The 15,567-nt window shown below is 56.2% G+C and carries 14 protein-coding genes; 6 read left to right on the forward strand and 8 right to left on the reverse strand.

From position 1 onward, the window contains the following. Positions 1 to 47: 47 nt before the first annotated feature. On the forward strand, positions 48 to 812 hold the full coding sequence (locus WEB54_RS04215) for an amino acid ABC transporter ATP-binding protein (protein ID WP_368053550.1): 765 nt from the start codon (positions 48 to 50) through the stop codon (positions 810 to 812). A gap of 195 nt (positions 813 to 1,007) precedes the next feature. On the opposite strand, the gene WEB54_RS04220 is transcribed toward WEB54_RS04215, so the two are convergent. Together WEB54_RS04220 and WEB54_RS04225 are read right to left on the reverse strand one after the other, a co-directional pair. Further along, the gene (locus WEB54_RS04220) at positions 1,008 to 1,958 is read right to left on the reverse strand and encodes an AEC family transporter (protein WP_368053552.1); all 951 of its coding nucleotides are present in this window, start codon (positions 1,956 to 1,958) and stop codon (positions 1,008 to 1,010) included. 512 nt (positions 1,959 to 2,470) lie between these two features. Beyond that, positions 2,471 to 2,848, reverse strand: coding sequence for a DUF3461 family protein (locus WEB54_RS04225; RefSeq protein WP_368053554.1), 378 nt, complete (start codon positions 2,846 to 2,848; stop codon positions 2,471 to 2,473). Positions 2,849 to 3,065: 217 nt separating this feature from the next. On the opposite strand from WEB54_RS04225, the gene WEB54_RS04230 reads away from it, so the two are divergent. Continuing rightward, on the forward strand, positions 3,066 to 3,350 hold the full coding sequence (locus tag WEB54_RS04230; protein WP_368053556.1) for a hypothetical protein: 285 nt from the start codon (positions 3,066 to 3,068) through the stop codon (positions 3,348 to 3,350). A gap of 197 nt (positions 3,351 to 3,547) precedes the next feature. Here the strand turns inward: WEB54_RS04230 and fbaA are convergent, their stop codons facing one another. Then, the gene (gene fbaA / locus WEB54_RS04235; RefSeq protein WP_368053558.1) at positions 3,548 to 4,627 is read right to left on the reverse strand and encodes a class II fructose-bisphosphate aldolase; all 1,080 of its coding nucleotides are present in this window, start codon (positions 4,625 to 4,627) and stop codon (positions 3,548 to 3,550) included. 337 nt (positions 4,628 to 4,964) lie between these two features. Continuing rightward, positions 4,965 to 6,128, reverse strand: a complete 1,164-nt coding sequence (locus tag WEB54_RS04240; RefSeq protein ID WP_368053560.1) for a phosphoglycerate kinase — start codon at positions 6,126 to 6,128, stop codon at positions 4,965 to 4,967. Between the two features lie 197 nt (positions 6,129 to 6,325). Between WEB54_RS04240 and udk the strand changes: the two genes are divergently transcribed. Beyond that, positions 6,326 to 6,961: a uridine kinase gene (gene udk, locus WEB54_RS04245; protein ID WP_368053563.1), complete on the forward strand. Its 636-nt coding sequence runs from the start codon at positions 6,326 to 6,328 to the stop codon at positions 6,959 to 6,961. Positions 6,962 to 7,410: 449 nt separating this feature from the next. Here the strand turns inward: udk and WEB54_RS04250 are convergent, their stop codons facing one another. Continuing rightward, the gene (locus WEB54_RS04250) at positions 7,411 to 8,913 is read right to left on the reverse strand and encodes a carboxypeptidase M32 (RefSeq protein ID WP_368053565.1); all 1,503 of its coding nucleotides are present in this window, start codon (positions 8,911 to 8,913) and stop codon (positions 7,411 to 7,413) included. A gap of 203 nt (positions 8,914 to 9,116) precedes the next feature. Here WEB54_RS04250 and WEB54_RS04255 point away from each other — a divergent pair, with 203 nt between their 5' ends. Beyond that, positions 9,117 to 9,647: a molybdopterin-dependent oxidoreductase gene (locus WEB54_RS04255; RefSeq protein WP_368053567.1), complete on the forward strand. Its 531-nt coding sequence runs from the start codon at positions 9,117 to 9,119 to the stop codon at positions 9,645 to 9,647. 3 nt (positions 9,648 to 9,650) lie between these two features. Then, positions 9,651 to 11,444: a response regulator gene (locus tag WEB54_RS04260; RefSeq protein WP_368053569.1), complete on the forward strand. Its 1,794-nt coding sequence runs from the start codon at positions 9,651 to 9,653 to the stop codon at positions 11,442 to 11,444. On the opposite strand, the gene WEB54_RS04265 is transcribed toward WEB54_RS04260, so the two are convergent. Then, positions 11,407 to 12,852, reverse strand: coding sequence for a RimK family protein (locus tag WEB54_RS04265; RefSeq protein WP_368053571.1), 1,446 nt, complete (start codon positions 12,850 to 12,852; stop codon positions 11,407 to 11,409). The genes WEB54_RS04260 and WEB54_RS04265 overlap by 38 nt on opposite strands. Positions 12,853 to 13,050: 198 nt before the next feature. Between WEB54_RS04265 and WEB54_RS04270 the strand changes: the two genes are divergently transcribed. Beyond that, entirely contained in the window at positions 13,051 to 14,154 is a 1,104-nt protein-coding gene (locus tag WEB54_RS04270; RefSeq protein WP_368053573.1) for a GNAT family N-acetyltransferase/peptidase C39 family protein, read from the forward strand. 36 nt (positions 14,155 to 14,190) lie between these two features. Here the strand turns inward: WEB54_RS04270 and WEB54_RS04275 are convergent, their stop codons facing one another. Next, on the reverse strand, positions 14,191 to 15,135 hold the full coding sequence (locus WEB54_RS04275) for a PA2778 family cysteine peptidase (RefSeq protein WP_368053575.1): 945 nt from the start codon (positions 15,133 to 15,135) through the stop codon (positions 14,191 to 14,193). 9 nt (positions 15,136 to 15,144) lie between these two features. Further along, entirely contained in the window at positions 15,145 to 15,498 is a 354-nt protein-coding gene (locus WEB54_RS04280) for a PA2779 family protein (RefSeq protein WP_368053577.1), read from the reverse strand. Between the last annotated feature and the right edge of the window lie 69 nt (positions 15,499 to 15,567).

A 15,567-nucleotide genomic window follows, 5' to 3' on the forward strand; every position in this document is an offset into this window, starting at 1 on the left:
CTCGACAATGACCTGAAGAAGAGCACCTCACACTAGGAGTCCAGCACATGACTGAACAAAACCGACTGGCCGACCGTGAATCTGTTATTCAGGTCAATAAAATGAACAAATGGTTCGGCGATTTTCACGTCCTGACCGATATTGATCTGGATGTAAAACAGGGCGAACGCATTGTTATCTGTGGCCCTTCAGGCTCCGGTAAATCGACGCTGATCCGCTGCCTGAACCGGTTGGAAGAGCATCAGGAAGGCGACATCACCGTCAACGGTATTGAGCTCGGTGATAACGTCAAGAACATCGAAGTCATCCGCAAGGATGTGTGCATGGTGTTCCAGCACTTTAATCTGTTCCCGCACCTGACCGTGCTCGACAACTTGACCCTGGCGCCGATGTTCGTGCTTAAGCAGCCCAAGAAGGAAGCGGAAGCAACCGCCATGAAATTTTTGGAGCGGGTGAAGATTGCTGAGCAGGCCAACAAATTCCCGGGTCAGTTGTCCGGTGGGCAGCAGCAGCGTGTGGCGATTGCACGGTCGCTGTGCATGAACCCGAAAGTGATGCTGTTCGATGAACCGACCTCGGCACTCGATCCAGAGATGATCAAGGAAGTGTTGGACGTAATGATTGAACTGGCCGAAGAAGGCATGACTATGTTGTGCGTAACCCACGAAATGGGTTTTGCCAAACAGGTTGCCGACCGGGTGATCTTCATGGACGCCGGCCAGATTGTTGAAGAAAACGAACCACACGAGTTCTTCAATAATCCGCAGAATGACCGGACCAAGTTGTTCCTGAGCCAGATTCTCGGCCACTGATGGCACATTGAATTAACCCGGCCAGCTCATAGCCGGGTTTTTTATACAGACGGGTTCCTGCTAACCCGTCTGTTAGTAGTTTTGCCCCTGTGTTCGAAAAACACTGTCTCTATCTGCAAAGCACCAAAAACCCGCAACCGGAGCGTCGGTTATAGGCACACTCTGCAACGCGTACAAAGTCAGGGAAATTGACAGTCAGACCCAACCCAAAGCGCGAAGTACAACCAGCCCCAGACTGGTCGTGACCAGACTGATCACAGTCGTCGTGGCAATAATAGAAGCCGCCAGGTTAGCATTACCCCCCATCGCACGAACCATCACATAGCTGGCAGCGGCTGTTGGTGTGCTGGCCATCAGATAAAACACACCCAGTTCAATGTCCCGGTATCCCAGGCCATAAGCGATCAGTACGCCACTGACCGGAATCAGTGCCAGTTTGAATACTGAGGTGAGTGTGGTTACCCGCCCGGCTTCAACAAAACCGGCCCAGCTTAAACTGGCCCCGACACAAATCAGTGCCAATGGCAGGGTCATGCGGGCGAAATAGTCACCGGTATCAAGTACCCAGTCGGGTACTGGAACCCCCAGCACCACGATGGCACCGGCCAGGGCTATAGCAATGATCAGCGGATTGCGAATGATGTCCCGGGCAGCCGATACCAACGGGTGACCGGCCACCTGGCGTGGCGACCATCGGCTCAGGGTGATTACCGACAAAACGTTGTACAGCAAGGTAATGAACGCCAGATAAACCGATGCCAGCACCGCCGCTTCCTGGCCAAAGGCATTCAGACAAAATGCCAGGCCGATGATGCCCATATTGCCGCGAAAACTGCCTTGCACAAAGACACCCCGTTCGTCTTTATGGGGCACCAGCCAGGGCGCAATGACCGACAACACAACAAACCAGCCGATGGTAAACAACACTGCCACCAGAATAATACCACCCCCCGGCATCGACTCCGGCCTGGAGCCCACGATGTTCAGGAACAACAAGCTGGGCAGCGCCACATTGAACACCAGTTTGGAGCCACTCTGCACGAAGGCATCGTTGATCCATTCCCAGCGTTTGAAGGCGGCCCCCAACACTACCACCAGGGCAATCGGACCGGTAATTTGTAGCGAAAACAACAAGAGGGACAACACCAGGACACTTCCTCACAGTCAGTAAACTCAACGGCGGCGACCGCCGGGGCGGCGGCAGTCTACCATCAAGCCACATTAAAAACTCAATGGCCGGCAAAACTCACCGATACTACACTTATAACCTGAGTTTCGAAGTCCGGTTGTACATTGACGCCAAGTGTCCGTGTCAGCCACCGGGAGTACCGAGACCATGCTGCCGCTGGCCAGCCTGGCGGATAACCTGAACCGGCTGGTCAAACGGTTCGAGGTTTAGGGCCGACTCACCAGTTCCGGATAGGCGCCCTGACGCACGATGGTCAGGTCGACCAGTCCGCTTTCGTTCAGCCGTTTGCGCACCACCTCCAGGCTGTGCTCTACCGCTTCCTGACTCAGCGCTCAATCAGGGTGGTGCTGGCTTGCAGGGTTAAGTAACGTACAGGTGAGGCGGATCAAAACCCGGGAGGTGAACGAGGGGTGAGTAATACATAGCGGGACCACTCTGTTCAGGAGCAGTCAGTGGGCGCTGCACAAAATCAGAGCCTCTTCAGGTCGGCTTCAATTTCTTCGATTTTGCTCTGCACTACTTTTTCCAGGTGCTGCAAGTCGTTGAGGATCTTTTTCTTCAAATCCACTTCTTTGACTTCGCGCTTGGCGATCAGGTCGAGTTCTTCAACAACGTAGCGCAGGGTCGGGGCAATCTCGGTGGTATCCACGTATTTCTGGCTGCCGCTGTCTACTTTTACGCGCTTCATCTGGCGCGGGTATTTGAACTTCTCGCTGCGTGCGAATATTTCACCTTTGTCACGCTTGTAATAAATTTTTAAAATATCGAACCGGCCTTCGGTGCGAAGTGTGTATTTTTCGATGCGGTCGGTGCTGGTAACACCAATGGCTTTCAGGTTTTCAAACATGGACAATCCTTTACGGTAAACAGTAAGTGCGTGGGCTGAGTCGAACGAAGTCAGTTGTATCAGATTAGAACATTCACTGCTGGGATCAACACCCTGTCGCCGTTTTGTAGCGACCGACACGGGCCGACCTGTAGCGTCGCGTGTACAGCGTTTGAAATCCTTTATAACGCCCTAACCACTGCTCCTAACATCTATTCATCAGGAGGTCTCTGACCCAATGACACTGCATATCCGGCTGATTGAAATCGAACGGTATTTCCCCGATGTCAAAAACACCGCCGATCTGGCCCGGGCCTTTGGCCCGCTCAAGCGCTACTGCCGTGACCAGGTCAACATTGCCCTGACCCTGGCACCCTGGTCGGAAACCGACCGTGGTGAGGCAGCGCTGGTGATTCTTGGCATCGACAGAGGACAGGTGGAAACCGAAGCTCGCCACCTGGAAGACTGGATGGAAGCCAACCTTGAAGGCCAGAGCCTGAGGCTCGAAGCCAGTTGGTTGTAGTTTGTCATACTGAGAGGTCTGCCAGCTTAGTGCTAGATGCCGGGTATGCCTATCCGGGGAAGTCTGCAGCATGGATGCTGCAGTCTAGGCCCCATGGATGGGTTTAGGCCGACCCCGGATAGGCATGCCCGGTGTCTGGCACGGACGCCCGGCAACCCAACCAACCTGGCCACCGGAACGAATCCCAACACTCCCACTCAGTTACGATCCACCGCATTCAGGTCGGCAAAGGTTTTTTCCAGGCGAGTGCTCATGCTCTCCTGGGCTTTGCGCAGCCAGACGCGTGGGTCGTAGTATTTTTTATTCGGGCTATCTTCGCCTTCGGGGTTGCCGATCTGGCTTTGCAGATAGCCTTCATGCGCCTGATAGTACTCGCGGATGCCGTTCCAGTTGGCCCACTGGGTGTCGGTGTCGATGTTCATTTTGATCACACCGTAACTGATCGATTCTTCGATCTCGGCTTCGGTGGAGCCGGAGCCACCGTGGAAGACGAAATCCAGGGCGTTCTTTTCCAGGCCAAACTTCTCGGAACAATGCGCCTGGGAGTCACGAAGAATGGTCGGCGTCAGTTTAACGTTGCCTGGCTTGTAGACGCCATGCACGTTGCCGAAGGAGGCGGCGATGGTGAAACGCGGGCTGATGGCGTTCAGTGTTTCGTAGGCGTAGGCGACGTCTTCTGGCTTGGTGTAGAGGTTGGAGGCATCCAGGTGGCTGTTGTCGACGCCATCTTCTTCACCACCGGTTACACCCAGTTCGATCTCCAGCGTCATGTCCAGTTTGGCCATGCGCGCCAGGTACTCGGAACAGGTGGCGATGTTCTCTTCGAGCGTATCTTCAGAAAGGTCGATCATGTGCGATGAGAACAGGGGTTTGCCAGTTTCGGCAAAAAACTTTTCGCCTTCGTCCAGCATGCCGTCGATCCATGGCAGCAATTTACGGGCAGCGTGGTCGGTGTGCAGAATGACCGGAACGCCATAGGCTTCAGCTACAGCATGCACGTATTTGGCACCGGCAATACCACCGAGCACCTGGGTCTGCTGGCCATCCAGTTTCAGGCCTTTACCGGCAAAGAAACCAGCACCACCATTGGAAAACTGAATAATCACCGGGGACTTCACCCGCGCGGCGGTTTCCAGTACCGCGTTGACGGTATCGGTGTTGATGCAGTTCACCGCAGGCAAAGCAAACTTCTCGGCCTTGGCGATGGCAAAAATTTTCTGAACGTCGTCGCCGGTAACAACACCGGGCTTTACTACGTCGAGTACTTTTTGAGACATGAGTCGTATCCTCTGCTGTCGATGAACGGCACCCTATCCAATGGCTACCGCTTATTGTTGTGCATTCCTGGCACCGTAGACTGTATTGCCAGGAGGTCGTGTCAGGCACCGGGTAGCCCTGGCCGGGGTCGACGTGAATCCGTCCGTGGAGCCTAGACCGCAGGATATGAATCCCATCCATGGGATTCACCCTCCGGGCTCGCTGCGCTCATGCTAAAACGCTCCTGGCATTTTAGTCCCTGCTGCGGACTACCCCGGCCAGGGCTACCCGGCACCTGACACTCAATGTGGTTGCACGTCTCAGTACTGAGTACTGAGCACTGAGCACTATCTTTCCTCAACCCTTGGCGCGTTGTTCCAGAATTTCAACAGCGGGCAACACCTTGCCTTCCACAAATTCCAGAAACGCACCGCCCCCGGTTGAAATGTAGGAGAAGCGGTCTTCCATGCCAAACTTTTGCACCGCCGCGATCACATCGCCGCCGCCCAGTACCGAGAACGCACCGGAGTCGGCAATGGCTTCGGCGACGTCACGCGTGCCGTGGGCGAAGTTGTCGAATTCAAACACGCCGCAGGGGCCGTTCCACAGAATGGTTTTGGCGTTTTTAATGACTTCGGCGAAGCGCTTGGCGGTTTCGGGGCCAAGGTCCATGATTTCTTCGTCGTCTTGAACCTGGTCGACCGGCTTAATCACAGCTTCGGTCTTGGGGCTGAACTCTTTGCCGACGCGTACGTCAACCGGCTCGGGAATATCGAGTTCATCCATCAGTTTTTTCGCCTGCGGAATCAGGTCTTTCTCGTGCAGGGAGTTACCCACATTGTAGCCGCGCGCGGCGACGAAGGTGTTGGAAATGCCACCACCGACGATCAGTTGGTCGCAGACTTTTGACAGGCTTTCCAGCACTGTCAGCTTAGTCGACACCTTGGCGCCACCGACGATGGCGACCATGGGCCGAGCCGGGTTATCCATCGCTTTGGCGAGGGCTTCCAGTTCGCCAGCAAGCAGCGGGCCGGCGCAGGCTATGGGGGCGTATTTGGCGACCCCATGGGTGGAAGCCTGGGCGCGGTGGGCAGTGCCGAAGGCGTCCATGACGTAAACGTCGCACAGGGCGGCCATTTTTTTCGACAGGGCGTCGTCGTTTTTCTTTTCGCCTTTGTTAAAGCGAACGTTTTCCAGCATTACGACGGAGGCATCGGTGTCGACGCCGTCGACCCAGTCGCGGATCAGCGGGATGTCCTGCCCGAGCAGTCGGCTCATGTAGGCAGCTACGGGGGCCAGGGAGGCTTTTTCGTCGAACTCGCCTTCTTCAGGGCGGCCCAGGTGCGACATGATCATGACGTTGGCGCCCTGTTCGAGGGCCGCCTTGATGGTCGGCAGCGAGGCGGTAATGCGGTTATCCGAAGTGACCTGGCCCTGGTCATCCAGCGGCACGTTCAGGTCCTGACGGATCAGAACGCGCTTACCGGCCAGATCGAGGTCAGACATTTTGATCACAGACATGGCTGTTCCTTAGTGGGTGTCAATTTGAATTGGATCGCCATTGTAGACCCTGACGATGCGAGAATCACGGGCTCTGTAATTTTGCTACAGAGCCCGCAGACACCGGCTTTTCCTGAACATTTGGTCAAAGACAACGCAGGGATGCCTTGCTACACTACCGTCCCAGCCAAGTTACCGTCATCTGCTGGAAGCCTTTCATGTCTGTCTCCCCTATTTTTATCGGCATCGCCGGTGCCTCCGCCTCCGGAAAAAGCCTGCTCGCGGGCACTATCTATCAGGAATTGAAGCAGGAACTGGGCGACGAAGCCCTGGCGATCATCAAGGAAGACAGCTACTACCGGGAGCAGGGCAACCTGACCATGGAAGAACGCATCGCGATCAATTACGACCACCCCAATGCCTTCGACCACGATCTGCTGATTCAGCACATGGATGCACTGCATTCCGGCCAGAACGTTGAAATTCCCATTTACGAATTCACCGTGCATAACCGGTCGGAAGAAACCTTCCCGCTTAAGCCCGTTCGTATTGTCATCATCGAAGGCATTCTTTTATTGCACGACAAAGCCATCCGCAAGCGTCTCGACGCCAAGGTGTTTATGGACACCCCGCTCGATATCTGCCTGCTGCGCCGCCTGCAACGTGACATCACCGAACGTGGCCGCACGGTTGAGTCAATCATCGAGCAATACAAACGCACGGTCCGGCCGATGTTTCTGGAGTTCATTGAACCGACCAAGCAATTCGCCGACATCATCGTGCCCCGAGGCGGCAAAAACCGCGTCGCCATTGAGATGCTCAAAGCGCGTATATTGCAGATGTTGGGAGATTAGGTGGTTGCATTACCATTGGCACGGTTTGCGTCAGTGCCATGAGTTCGTGCAGGCCACCGGGTAGGCCTTTGCGGGGTCGGCGTAAACCCATCCATGGGGCCTAGACCGTAGCATCCATGCTACGGACTACCCCGCAAAGGCCTACCCGGCAGCCTGCACTTGATATATTGCCCATGCCGAATCTAGAGCCCCCCTATAAACACACTCGTTAACCGACACGAATTCTTGCTAATCCGCCTTTGCCTGGATGCTCCATGCACGAGTCTTATCACCTGGTTTTATGGGAGGAGGCGGTGGCACCCAACTAAGTGCTGGGTGCCGGGTATACCTATCTGGGGTAGTCCGCAACATGGATGTTGCGGCCTAGGCTCCATGGATGGATTCACGCCGACCCCAGATAGGTATACCCGGTATCCAGCACGAACTCCTGCCACAAACCCAACCCAACGTTAAGCCACCAAATACCGCGCTTGAAGATGATTCAGGAAGTAATCCGGGTTCAGCACTTCACCGGTGGCCTGAGTCATCAGGTCGTCATAGCTCAGGTAGCGCCCCTGTTGCCAGATATTGCGTGACAGCCAGTCAAAGATGGGCGCGAGATCCAGACGGGCTACTCGTTCGGCGGCGTCCGGAACGTCACGCAGTAAAGCCGCATGCAGTTGGGCGGCGTTCAGGGCGCCCAGGGTGTAGGACGGGAAATAGCCAATGGCGCCCATGGGCCAGTGTATGTCTTGCATCGGGCCGTTGCGGTAATCGCCTCGGGTATCCAGACCGAGCAGGTCAGACATGGCCTGGTTCCAGCGCTCGGGGATGTCTTTTACGCTGGCCTTGCCGAGAATGATGTCGCGCTCCAGTTCGTAGCGCAGAATGACGTGCGAGGGATAGGTGACTTCGTCGGCGTTAACGCGAATCTGGCCTGGTTCGACCCGGGTATAGAGGGCGTGCAGGTTATCGGCAGTGAACGCCCGGTCGTCGCCCAGGTGCTGTCGCACCAGCGGTGCGATGGCGTCGATAAAGGGGCGCGAGCGGCCCAATTGCATCTCGAAGAATAAGCTCTGGCTTTCATGCACGCCCATGCCCATGGCTTGCCCGACGGGCTGGCTGGCCCACTCGGTTGGTAAGCCGGTTTCATAGCGTGAATGTCCGGTTTCGTGAATCACGCCCATCAGGCCTTCGATGACGTTGCGTTCGTCGTACCGGGTAGTGATGCGGCTGTCTGCAGGAACACCGCCACTGAACGGGTGTGCAGTCTGGTCGAGCCGGCCGGCTTCGAAATCAAACCCCAGGGTCGACATCAGCGCTCGGGCCAACTGATCCTGCTGTGCAATGGCAATGGATCGTTCCGGCTTGTTTGGGGTGGGCCGCTGCGACTGGCGCTCCAGAATTTGTTGCAAGGTTGCCGGTAATTCCGCCTTTAATCGGTCGAATACCGGATCGATGCGACTCATGCGAGTGCCGGGGTCGTATTGGTCCATCAGAGCGTCGTAGGCATTGGCGTAGCCGCGATCGGCGCCCAGGGCATCCTGGTAGGCGGTTGCCGCTTCGCCAGCCAGATCGAAGACGCGCTGCAACAGGGGTTCGAATCCAGTCCAGTCGTTGCCGGGTCGCATCGTGCGCCAGGCGTGTTCGCACTCGCTGCTGGCGAGCGACTGAGCTTCCACCAGGTCTTTGGGAATGGCGCGGGTCTGTTGCCAGGTGCGCTTCATTTCGCGCAGGTTGGCCTGCTGCCATTTACTCAGCCCACCGTCCTGTTCGGCTGCCTCGAAACGGTCGGCCAGGCGTTCATCCTGCAGGATCTCGGTGCGCAAGACGGTCAGTTCGGCCAGGGCTTTACTGCGGGCCGGGTTGCCTTTGGGCGGCATCATCACATGCTGGTCCCAACTCAGCATGGCTTCGGCATGGCCCAGTTGGGCCAGGCGGTGGAAGGTTTTTTCCAGGGTGACGTAGCTCATTGTGTTCCTCGGCGGCTTTAAAGTCTGGATGGATATCCCAATAGTGTGACATACAGACCTCGCTGTCACGGGGGTAATGGGCACTCCCGGGGCTGGTTAAGCCGGTAACACACGTCTAAATGGCATTGTTCACGGTTTGGCTATCGACACACTGTGTCGGGTTTCCTATGCTCTGTTCACTCAATCTGTCTAAAGACTTGTCGATGAATTCAGTCACGATCATTCCCCGTCATTCCGTATCGAGTGTCGGTAGCCTCCGGAATGTACCCAAGGTGTTCCGCCCTGCCCTGTGGCGGGTTGCCATCCTGCTTGCCCTGCTGTCACCGGCCTGGGCGGAACCGTTGCTCATTACCGGCCCTGAAGGTGAACTCAGTTTTAGTCAGGAGGATATTCTGGCGTTATCCGACCAGCAAATCATCACCGAAACACCCTGGACCGACGGCACTCTGACGTTTCGCGGCGCACCGCTGGCAACAGTGCTTGCCCAGGCAGGTATTAAGCAGGGTTGGGTGAAAGCGCGTGGCCTGAACAATTACTCCGTTAATGTACCGGTTGACCAGGCCCTGGCAGCAAAGGCGTTTCTGGCGGTGCATATGAACGGCGAGCTGATGCGCATTAAAGACAAGGGCCCATTCTGGATCATATTCCCCTGGGATGATCACCCGGAGTTGCTGACACGTGAGATCCGTTCCTGGTCGGTCTGGCAGTTGCAAGTGCTGAGCGAACTGGACTGAGGCATGCTGAACCGCATTGGTTTTATCACTGCCTGGGTGGTGTCGTTTATGCTCATGCTGGTCTGGCTGGGTATGCTGATCGTTCAGATATCCAGTGAGATCAACGTTTATCGCGACCAATTGCGCGACGATAGAGTCTGGCACATCACTCAGTTGCAACTGGAAATGGAGCGTCTGCGCGGCGCTCTGACCCTCTATCTGGAAAGCCCTACCGGCCAGCATCGCGAGCAAGCCTCGATTTCAACCGAAATATTATGGAGCCGGGCGGCGGTATTGACGCAAGGTGAAACCGGCGACTTTACGCGCACCTATGACACTCAGATTCACAATCAGGTCAGTAGCATTCTCAACAAGCTGCGTTCCGATGAAACGTTGATTTATGACATGTCTACCGAGTATGCCCGGCGCCTGCTGCCGGTGCTTAAAACCTGGATTGATTCTTTCCGCTATCGCATTTCGCGCCTGACTGAAAACGCCATGTCCGCGGCCGACGCCCGCGGCGAGCGTGTGCAACAAGCTTACCTGCAGATTCGTACTGTATTGCTGACCCTGGGTGCTCTTGGGGCCGGGTTGCTGGTGGTGTTGCTCTGGGCGTTTAACCGCAACCGCAACCTGCGTCTTGCCGCCGAAAAAGCTAACCGGGTGCAAGCCGACTTTCTGGCAAACATGAGCCACGAGATTCGAACGCCGCTGAACGGCATCATCGGCACCATTCAATTACTGGCCGAATCCCGGAATAAGTCTGAGCGCCAATCGCTGATTGGCACGCTGGAACAATCGTCCGAGGCGTTACTGTCGCAAATTAACGACGTACTGGACTACAGCCGACTGGATTCCGGCCATCAGCGTCTCGACAACCAGCCTTTTGACCTGGTTAAACTGATCGAATCTTCCACCCGGGTGTTCTATGCCCAGGCCCGCGCCAAGGACATCGGCCTGAACTTTGTGCCACCGCCCCAGGCCTCGGCCTGGGTGAACGCCGACGACGCCAAAATTCGCCAAATTCTGTTAAACCTTGTAGGCAATGCCATTAAATTCACCGGGCACGGCACGGTTGAAGTGAGTATGGACTTGCAAGACAAAGAAGAAGAGTACGGTCTGTGCTTACGGGTTCGAGACACCGGCATTGGCATTTCCCGGTCGAAACAGGTTCTGCTTTTTCAGCCGTTCCATCAGGCCGATGCCTCGACCAGCCGTCGCTACGGCGGTACCGGGCTCGGGCTCGCGATCAGCCAGCAACTGGCCCAGTTGCTTGGAGGCCGTATCGAACTGGACAGCCAGTTTGGCCGCGGCAGCGAATTCAGGCTGGTGCTAACACTGCCAAAAATCGAACCACCGGCCACCCAACGGGGCGTGACACCGGGACCCGAGCAATCTATCGGGCCACTCAGTGGCTCGGTACTGGTCGCTGAAGACAACCCGGTTAACCAAACCATTGCCCGGCGCATGCTGGAGAAGGCCGGTATCACCGTGACGCTGGTCAGCGATGGTCATCAGGTTCTGGAGCGCTGTGCCCGGCATCGCTTCGACCTGATCCTGATGGACGTTCAGATGCCAGGGCTCGATGGCCTCGAGGCCACCCGGCAATTGAAAGCGCGCGGTGACCCAACGCCCATCGTTGCACTGACTGCCAACGCCACCCAGGAAAGTCACCAGACCTGCCTCGAAGCCGGCATGTCGGATTTCATCACCAAGCCGTTCCGGTATCAGCAATTGCAGCGTGTGCTGCATCTCTATTTAGGCGGCAACCAACCAATCGTTAGCGACGGTCAAGGCGCTGACGGAACTCGCCCATAATAGTGTCGTAGAGCCCATCGCCAGACCAGGCATCTTCCACACTGCTGTCGATCGATGGGTTATCGTTGACCTCAATGATGTAGACATCGTCGCCGCGCTGTTTGAGGTCCACCCCATATAAGCCGTCACCAAACGCACTGGCCACGTCCAGAGCCGCCTTCAAGACCACACGAGGCGCTTCATGCGTCGGCACAGTTTCAAAGCCGCCGCTCTGCTGACTGGGTTTCGCTGAGTGGTTGTAGATTTGCCAGTGCCCTTTAGCCATGAAATAACGACAGGCGTAGATGGCCCGGCCGTTCAGCACGCCGATTCGCCAGTCGTAATCGGTCGGTACATAGGCCTGGGCCAGAATAATGGCACTTTGCTTTAGCAACTCTCCCACCGTTTTTTTCAGGCTCGCGAGATCCGTCACCTTGACCACGCCCTTGGAAAACGAGCCGTCCGGTATTTTTATCACCATCGGGAAGCCAAGCGAGGTTTCCAGATCTTCCAGCACGCTGTGCTGGGTAGAGGTAATGGCCCGGCTCTTCGGCGCCGGTAGATGCCGGGTGCGAATCAGGTCGGCCAGGTAAATTTTGTTGGTGCAGCGCAAAATACTGTCCGGATCGTCCATCACCACCATGCCTTCGTGTGCCGCCTTACGGGAAAACCGGTAAGTGTGGTGGTTCACGTTGGTGGTCTCGCGAATGAACAGCGCATCGTATTCTGCCAACCGGTAGTAATCCGACGGCTGAATAAAATCGACATCCATACCCTGGCGATGCGCGGCCTTCTCGAACTTTTTCAGCGCGCCCTTGTCACTGGGTGGGGTAGTTTCCTTATCGTTGATCAGAATCGCCAAATCGTACCGGTAGCGACGCTGGGCACGGGGAGCCCGCCAGACCTTTTTGGAGAACCGCTCCAAACTCTCGGCAAACACACCCTCTTCCGGCTCGGTCAGTGAATGCAGCCCCAACGCCTTAATCGAGGCCAGTTGCCAATTGGTTTTCTTCTGCACCGTCACACTCAGAATGGGCACCGGAAACCGCTCAAACAGCTGTTGGGAGGCGTCCGCCATGCCCGGGAACTCGCACTGACCGAAATAGATGTTCCAGCGCCAGCGAGTAGCATCCCCTGCGAGGGCGTTCAATGGTTTCTGAATGCTGTGATCAAGCACGCCATAGACTGCTGGCTGGGCAAGGTCAGTCAGCGTTTTCACCGAGGGAATCACTTTATGGCCACGCGCTTCAGCCAGCAACGAGACGTAATAACCCCGGCTCTGGTATTGATAATTGCGGCAAAGGTTGATGATGCGGTGCGGCGACAGCGGCGATTCGTCGATATACCGCTGCGCTGAGGTGACGTCGTCTGAAGGGTAATAAGCTTTCCAGTCCGAATCACGGTCGATAACCAGTTTTAACGTAGTCACTAGGGTCCTTTATCAATCCAGGCCTGACGGGTCGTCCGGGTGACCATCACGCCGGTCCCGCAAGCGATGAAAGTGTGCGCTACACTGTTTAAAACGCAAGATGTCGCCGTGAGAAATTCCTGGAAATCCACCCTCTGCTGACATCCTTTTTACCCTAGTCTATGGGTCGTAAAATCACCAACCATCAGGAACCGCTTTATGCAAATCCGGCTTGCCCGTGCTGCCGACCTCAGTGCCCTCGTTACACTCGAAAACCAATGCTTTGATTACGACCAGATCAGCCGCCGCAGCTTCCAACGCTTCCTGAGACAGCCACAGGACAGGCTGCTCATTGCTGAGGGAGATACCGGGAATCTACTGGGTTACGGCTTGCTGTTGCACCGGCGTGGAACTGTGTTGGCGCGAATTTATTCCTTGGCGGTCTCGCCCGAAGCACGCGGAATGGGTCTCGGCAAACAGTTATTGCGAGCGCTTGAAGTGGAAGCCATCGATACCCAATGCCGCTTTGTGCGACTTGAGGTGCGCGACGGTAATGCGGCGGCTCTGGCGCTGTACAAAGCACAGGGCTATAAAATTCTGCATCGTCGCAACGGTTACTATGTCGATGGCGGTGACGCCTTTTCCCTGGAAAAGAGGCTGCACAGCCAACCATCGCAACACCCGTTACGACCCTATTACCCTCAGTCAACGCCGTTCACCTGTGGACCGGCCGCGTTAATGATGGCCTTGAACCACCTTGACCCGTCGCAACCGCTTAACCGGGCTCAGGAGATCCAGCTGTGGCGCGAAGCCACCACCGTCTATATGACCACGGGCCTTGGCGGCACGTCGCCCCTTGGACTGGCGCTGGCCGCCGACAAACGCGGTTTTGAAACCGAAGTATGGGCCAGCCATCTGGAACCGCCCTTTATCGACAGTGTGCGCGTTGAACACAAACGCCAGGTCATGATCGATGTACATAACCAGTTTCTGGAAGAAGCCCGGGCCAGGGGCGTTGGCCTGCACCAGCGGGTGCTGATGGCGAGCGAAGTTCATGACCTGCGCCAGGCCGGGTGGCAAATTCTGTTGCTGATCAGCACCTGGAGACTGAACCGCAACAAAGCCCCGCACTGGGTCTGGTGGGTCGGCGAAGACGACCACCACGCCTACCTGAACGACCCGGAAATCGACGAAGACGAGGCCCAGTCCGCCTTCGACAACCAGTTTATGCCAGTGCCCATAGAAGCCATGGATGCCATGACCCGTTATGGCAAGCAACGCTTTCGGGCAGCTGTGCTGGTTCGTAATTGCGCGAAGATCTGAGTCACAACCCGGCCCGAACCGGTACCGACTTTCGCACTAGTTTTCATTTGCCTGCCAGGCCTGCCAGGCACTTCGATAGCGCTCGCCCTGTTCATCGGCCAGGCGATTGGCCATACGAGCGGGCTCATAGGCCGCCTTGTAATTCTGCTGCCGCATTAAAGCCCAGGCCAGATTGTGGTGCGCCGCCGCGCTATCGGCATTGAGCGTAAGCGCTTGCTGGTAAGCGTGCTGAGCGTCTACAAACCGTTGCTGGCGATAACGAACATTGCCCAGCCCCATCCAGGCGATCAATTGATCTGACCAGCGCTGTGTGGCGGCCTGGTATGCCAATGCGGCCGCTTCGAACTGCCCGGCCTGTTCAAGCCCGGCCGTGGCTTCAAGGTAAGGGGTAAGTTCCGCATTGACCGGAAACTCTCCCGGCCGGTGCATGGTCATCGCCCAATAGTCGCCACCGCGCCATTCCAGTTCGAAGCGCCTGAAATCGCGCTCCAAGCCAGCCGTAGTACCGGAGTGCAATACTATAATTTCTTCTTTCAGGTCGTAGCCAATAACAACGGCGTAATGCCAGACCGGATAAAAGCCAAAACCGAGGTTCTGAAACACGAGAACGGGGTGCCTTGCTTCTAGCTGCCCAAGCAGAGTAGAAAAGCGGGTGTCGTGCACATAGGGGAGTAGACCCTGACGACGGGTCGCCGCCAGCATTTCAGCTTGCAAGCTGCCCTGGCGGGATTCAATAAAAACCTGATCCACCAGTTCATCGGGCTGTATCAGTTCACCCTGATGGCTCATCAACATCGCCAGGCTAGCCGGGCCGCATTGATAGGCTTCCTGAGGGAAGAAAGGAACCTCGTCCAGCAAAACCCTGTCGGTCAGGCCGGTAACAGAAGGCTCGGTTGATAACTGCTTATACTGCAGAGTGCCAGTGGCGCACCCGGTTAAAAAGCCGGCTGCTACCACCAGCAACCAACCTGTCTGCCTCAATAACACGCCTTAACGCAGCAGGATTATCAGTATGATGATCAGCAGAATCAGCGTTACCGAACCACCGGCGGGTTCGTCATCCATGTGCTGGGACAGCTGCAGTAGTTCGGCGTTGGTCAGGGCGGCAACACGCTCCGCAGCCTGTTCGGGCGAGATGCCGTAATCGATCAGTTGCTGCTGAACATCCCCACGAGCGATTAGGGACTGCAGTTCATCACGGGTTATCGTACCGTTTTGCTCCTGCAACAGCGTTTCGGTGCCCACGATATCGGCCACGGCCAGTTGCGACCCCAAACTGCCGATTACCAGACTGGTAACCAGTGATACGACGGTAATCCAGCGAGGTAAACTACTGAGCTTCATGACGATCTCCTTTTATCATTGATGTATCTGTTCGACTCTAACAGGTTGTCACACAGCCTACCTGAATTT

It is taken from the genome of Saccharospirillum sp., assembly GCF_040881935.1.
Classification (GTDB): Bacteria; Pseudomonadota; Gammaproteobacteria; order Pseudomonadales; family Natronospirillaceae; genus Saccharospirillum.

Coding starts and splice junctions, on each gene's coding strand:
- WEB54_RS04215 (WP_368053550.1), top strand. CDS start 48: ATGACTGAACAAAACCGACTGGCCGACCGTGAATCTGTTATTCAGGTC.
- WEB54_RS04225 (WP_368053554.1), bottom strand. CDS start 2,848: ATGTTTGAAAACCTGAAAGCCATTGGTGTTACCAGCACCGACCGCATC.
- WEB54_RS04230 (WP_368053556.1), top strand. CDS start 3,066: ATGACACTGCATATCCGGCTGATTGAAATCGAACGGTATTTCCCCGAT.
- fbaA (WP_368053558.1), bottom strand. CDS start 4,627: ATGTCTCAAAAAGTACTCGACGTAGTAAAGCCCGGTGTTGTTACCGGC.
- WEB54_RS04240 (WP_368053560.1), bottom strand. CDS start 6,128: ATGTCTGTGATCAAAATGTCTGACCTCGATCTGGCCGGTAAGCGCGTT.
- udk (WP_368053563.1), top strand. CDS start 6,326: ATGTCTGTCTCCCCTATTTTTATCGGCATCGCCGGTGCCTCCGCCTCC.
- WEB54_RS04250 (WP_368053565.1), bottom strand. CDS start 8,913: ATGAGCTACGTCACCCTGGAAAAAACCTTCCACCGCCTGGCCCAACTG.
- WEB54_RS04255 (WP_368053567.1), top strand. CDS start 9,117: ATGAATTCAGTCACGATCATTCCCCGTCATTCCGTATCGAGTGTCGGT.
- WEB54_RS04260 (WP_368053569.1), top strand. CDS start 9,651: ATGCTGAACCGCATTGGTTTTATCACTGCCTGGGTGGTGTCGTTTATG.
- WEB54_RS04270 (WP_368053573.1), top strand. CDS start 13,051: ATGCAAATCCGGCTTGCCCGTGCTGCCGACCTCAGTGCCCTCGTTACA.
- WEB54_RS04280 (WP_368053577.1), bottom strand. CDS start 15,498: ATGAAGCTCAGTAGTTTACCTCGCTGGATTACCGTCGTATCACTGGTT.